Genomic DNA, 1,271 nt, shown 5'->3' on the forward strand with positions numbered 1-1,271 from the left:
AGGTGTCGGTGGCGAGCGGCAAGCTGAGCAAGGTCACGGTGACGGACCAGGCCGGCAAGGAGGTGGCCGGGGCGATATCCGCGGACGGTGCCAGCTGGGCGCCCTCGGCGAACCTGTCGGTCGCCTCGCAGTACAAGGTCACCGCCCAGGCGGCGGACGACAAGGGCGTGGTGGCGACGGCGGAGAGCAGCTTCAGCACGCTCACCCCGAAGCAGGATGCCGGCCCGCACGACAACATCGGCGACAACGCCACCTACGGTGTCGGCATGATCGTCCGGCTCGACTTCAAGAAGCCGGTCAAGAACAAGGACGACGTGGTCAAGAACATCACGTTCGAGGCCAGCGACGGCACCGTGGTGAAGGGCCACTGGTTCGGCAACCAGCGGATCGACTTCCGGCCGGAGAAGTTCTGGAAGTCGGGCACCAAGGTGACCGTGCACTACCGGCTGAAGAGCGTCGAGGTCGCGCCCGACGTCTACGGCGGGGTGGACAGCGACGAGACCTTCACCATCGGCCGGGACAAGCAGAGCACGGTCGACGCCGAGAGCCACCAGATGACCGTCGAGAAGGACGGCCAGGTGGTCCAGACCATCCCGATCAGCACCGGCGCCTCCTCGCCGAAGTCCTGGAACGCCTACAACGGCACGATGGTGATCGAGGCCCGCGAGGGCTCGGCGGTCATGGACTCCTCCACCGTGCCGGGCCTGGAGGGCACCCCGTACAAGCACCCGGTCCCGCACTCGCTGCGGCTGACCGACTCGGGCACCTACGTCCACGGCAACAACTGGTCCGACGCGAGCGTCTTCGGCCACGAGAACGTCAGCCACGGCTGCATCGGCCTGCGGGACGCGCCCGGTGACAAGGGCGACGACAGCACCCCGGCCGGCAAGTTCTACGCCGACTCGATCGTCGGTGACGTGGTGACGGTCAAGAACTCGGTGGGTGACGACGTCAAGCCGGACAACGGTCTGAGCGGCTGGAACCTCGACTGGAAGAACTGGTAGGCCGGTCACCGCCGGTACCAACGCGTAGGGGAGGACAGGGACATGAAGCTGATCCGCGGGGGCCTGACCGCAGGGGTACTGGTGCTGACCACGGCGGCCTGCAGCGCGGGCGGCGGCGGGGCCTCCGGTGACGCCGCGGCCCGGATCGCCGAGTCGCCGAAGCCGACCGTGTCGGCGGCGCAGATCGCGATCGAGCCGAAGACCGGTGCGAGCGACGTGAAGCCGTCGGGTGCGCTGAAGGTGTCGGTGGCGAGCGGCAAGCTGAGC

Annotated in this window: 1 protein-coding gene and 1 pseudogene; both read left to right on the forward strand. The window is 68.3% G+C overall.

Translation table 11 applies throughout. From position 1 onward, the window contains the following. On the forward strand, positions 1-1,004 hold a 1,004-nt coding region (locus UK12_RS32620), incomplete at its 5' end, for a L,D-transpeptidase (RefSeq protein WP_045306827.1). A gap of 42 nt (positions 1,005-1,046) precedes the next feature. Continuing rightward, positions 1,047-1,271 (forward strand): annotated as a pseudogene (locus UK12_RS32625) (hypothetical protein); the annotation flags it as partial.

It is taken from the genome of Saccharothrix sp. ST-888 (genome assembly GCF_000955975.1).
In the GTDB taxonomy this organism is placed as follows: Bacteria; Actinomycetota; Actinomycetes; order Streptomycetales; family Streptomycetaceae; genus Kitasatospora.